Raw genomic sequence first — 3,277 nt, 5'->3', positions numbered from 1 at the left:
GACGTTTCTACTTCTGGCGAACATGAGAAATGGGGATTACCCTGTTTCCGCTCGGGAAAAGATATAGTTGCCAGTAGCCAATCAGGCTGCTCTGTAATTCGACGTTTGTCTTTTTTCTAAAATGCCCAAGCCAGACTGAATCCCCCGGTCACGCGCGCCGTCGCGAAATGATCCGGCCTGGCCAGCGGCGTCGCCAGGAACGCATCGTAAGACAGTTTGTACAGCGCGCCGCGCAAGCCGATCGCCGCACCCGTCAACCGACGACCGGTGAGAAACCCGGCGCTGGGGCCGGCTACCTGGCCGGTGTCCACGCCGGCATAGAATTCCTGGCCGCTTTGGCCCAGCGCTGCCGACAGTTCATTGCGGACGAACCAGCCGCGCTCGGCCTGCAATGTCAGATCGCCATCGAAGCCGCGCACCGTATACCGTCCACCGATCGAGAACTGGTCTTGCGGCGGCAGGTTGCCGCGGTTCCACTGTGCCCGCGCAGCGCTGGAGTAGCGCAACGCGACCGGGCCGACCTTGAATGGAACATTGATCGACGCGTCGGCCAGCAACAGGCCATAGCGCGTGGCGATCTGCGGCAGGTCGAACTCGCTCGCAGGTTCGGCGCCTTGCCGGTCCAGCGAGCGCCGATAGGCGAATGTGGCGTCGAGCGTCGAGCTGCCGACGAATTCACGATGATTGATGCCGGTTTCCCACGCGGTGTTGCGCCGTTGCTGCGCACCGATCTCGGTGTCGTCGATGGCATTGTGAGCGTTGCGCACCAAGCCCTTCAGATGAACGGTGGTCTTGCGCACGCTATCGCGGTAGATCAGTCTCGACAGCTTCAGTTCGGTGGTCTGCGACTGGCCGCTGTAGACGAAGTTTTCGAACGCTCCCGATACCGTCTGGTGGTACTTGTTGCTGGAGATGGTGGTGCCAAACAGCCAATAGCCGAACGGCAGCGAGTAATGCACGGTGGTGGCACTACTGCCTTCATCGCCGTAGTGGCCCACGCTGCGACTGAGGTTGACGTAGAAGAGGTCGTTGACGGTCCACCAGTTGTCGTAGGCCAGCGTCAATCCCGCCAGGTATTTCCCGGTGGCGCGCGCGCCACCATCGTCCAGCGTGGCCGACACGCGCAACGGAAAAGCCTGTCGATACTGGATCACCAGGTCGCTCTCGCCGGGTTGAGCGTCCTCGCCTTCGGCGGGCGTGATCTTGATATCGACCTCGGCGGTGGGCACGCGCTTGAAGTTCTCCAGGCCTTGCTCGATATCGCGCAGATTGAGCAGGTCACCTTTGGATATCGGCAATGCATTGGCCGCAGTGCCCCGCACGTCGGCGCCGGGCGCGAAACGGATGGCACGCACACGGCCGGCCACCACGGTCAGCGTCAGCTTGCCCCCGGCCAGGTCCTGCGGCATGGCGAGGATGCGCGTGGTGGTGTAACCGCTGGCGATGACGGCATTTTGCACACGCGTGAGTACCGCATTGACGCCCTTGCTGCCCAGGCAGCGCCCGAGGGCGCCGTCGGCGCCGGTCACGCTATCCAGCGCAAATCTGAAGTGATCGGCCGCATCCCCGTCCAGCGTGATCGAATCGATTTTCTTGCAGGGTTGTTCGTCGTCAGGAAACACCGCTGCCGATATGGCTGCCTTGGACGGGGCGCCCAGACTGACATCGGGGCGCTGCTCCTGCTGCTGGCGCAGCACCCGTTCCCGTTCGCGTTGCAATTGTTCCTGAATTGGCGCGGTCTGCGCGTGAACAGCCGTGATTGTGAAAGCGAGAACAGCCAATGACGCCAGGCCTGGAAGCAATAAGCGGGAAGACATTTGAAATTGTTGTGTTGATCTGACCACAGAGCAGTCGATAAAAATTGTCGCAGTGGAAAGAATGTTGCGAAAAATTCTCAGTTTATTAATCCAATAACAACGAAAAATTCTCGAATCACAAGAATATTTCTAACGGGCACCTAACATAAATTAACATCTTGCCCTTTGGCAAGGTAATTCTTGCCGTCCGGGAACTGCGCCATACGAGCCATCGGGGGGCAAGGCGCGACGCGGAGTCCCAATACAAGAATCCCCCGCGGGGTAGTCACTTGAACCGTCAACGTTATAAGGTCGTCTTCAACCAACGCCGCGGCGAGCCGATGGCCGTCGCCGAAAATGCATCCGGCACCAGCGGTGCCAGCGGCGCGACCGGTTCGTCTGCGTGCAGCGCCCACTCGGGTGCTCCTGCGCCAGCACTGAAGTTTTCGTTGCTGGCGGTGGCCTTGGCCATGGCGATGAATACGGTCGTGGCGCATGGGCAGATCTACAGTGATCGCAACGCGCCGGGCAACCAGCAGCCGACCGTCCTGTCCAGCGCCAATGGCGTGCCGGTGGTCAACGTCCAGACCCCGAACACGGCAGGGGTGTCGGTCAACGCATATCGCCAGTTCGATGTGGGCGCCAACGGCGCCATTCTCAACAATGCACGCACGCCGACCCAGACCCAGCTGGGCGGGCATGTGCAGGGCAACCCCTGGCTGGCTACCGGCACGGCGCGGGTCATCGTCAACCAGGTCAACTCTCCCAATCCCAGTTACTTGCGCGGCTACGTCGAAGTCGCCGGCGACCGCGCCCAGGTCGTGATTGCCAATCCGGCCGGCATCACCTGCTCCGGTTGCGGCTTCGTCAATGCCAATCGCGTCACCCTCACCACCGGGTCGCCCGTGGTGTCGGGCATTGGCCTGGAGGCCTATCGTGTCGCGGGAGGCACCGTCACGGTAGACGGTGCAGGCATGGACGCCAGCGGCACGGAATATGCCGACATCATTGCACGCGCGGTCAATATCAACGCCGGCATATGGGCACAAAGCCTGAAGATCACCGCCGGCCTGAACACGGTCAGCGCCGACCAGGCCAGCATCACGCCGGGCGTAGCCGCCAACGGTGCGGCACCGGGCGTGGCCATCGATGTGGCGCAACTGGGCGGCATGTATGCCAGCCACATCTACCTGAGTTCCACCGAGCACGGCGTCGGCGTACGCAATGCAGGCATGATCGGCGCAGCAGCCGGAGATGCGGTCGTCACCGTTGATGGACGCCTGGAAAACAGTGGCACCCTGAGCGCCAACCAGACACTGTTGGCGCGCGCAGCCGAAGCCGTCGTCAACACCGGCACGATCGGCGCCAACGGCGCGACGACGCTCACCGCCGGCGCGCTCGACAATCGCGGTAATCTGGGCTCGGCACAAGCGGATACCACCGTCTCCGTGGCTGGAACCCTGGACAACAGCGGTACCTTG

2 protein-coding genes are annotated in these 3,277 nt (G+C 62.0%); one reads left to right on the top strand and one right to left on the bottom strand.

Annotation, left to right across the window (positions count from 1 at the left end; translation table 11 throughout):
- Positions 1 to 116 precede the first annotated feature (116 nt).
- Positions 117 to 1,817 (bottom strand): ShlB/FhaC/HecB family hemolysin secretion/activation protein, encoded by a 1,701-nt coding sequence (locus PMI40_RS11870; protein ID WP_081496447.1) that lies wholly within the window; start codon positions 1,815 to 1,817, stop codon positions 117 to 119.
- Positions 1,818 to 2,086: 269 nt separating this feature from the next.
- Between PMI40_RS11870 and PMI40_RS11865 the strand changes: the two genes are divergently transcribed.
- Positions 2,087 to 3,277, top strand: a 1,191-nt coding sequence (locus PMI40_RS11865; protein ID WP_040501951.1) for a filamentous hemagglutinin N-terminal domain-containing protein, incomplete at its 3' end; no start/stop codon positions are given.

The organism is Herbaspirillum sp. YR522, assembly GCF_000282575.1.
GTDB lineage: Bacteria > Pseudomonadota > Gammaproteobacteria > Burkholderiales > Burkholderiaceae_D > Herbaspirillum.
This window is presented reverse-complemented; position numbering and strand designations above follow the sequence as displayed.

Excerpts from the sequence above, each read along its gene's own strand:
- PMI40_RS11870 (WP_081496447.1), bottom strand. The coding sequence starts at position 1,817 with ATGTCTTCCCGCTTATTGCTTCCAGGCCTGGCGTCATTGGCTGTTCTC.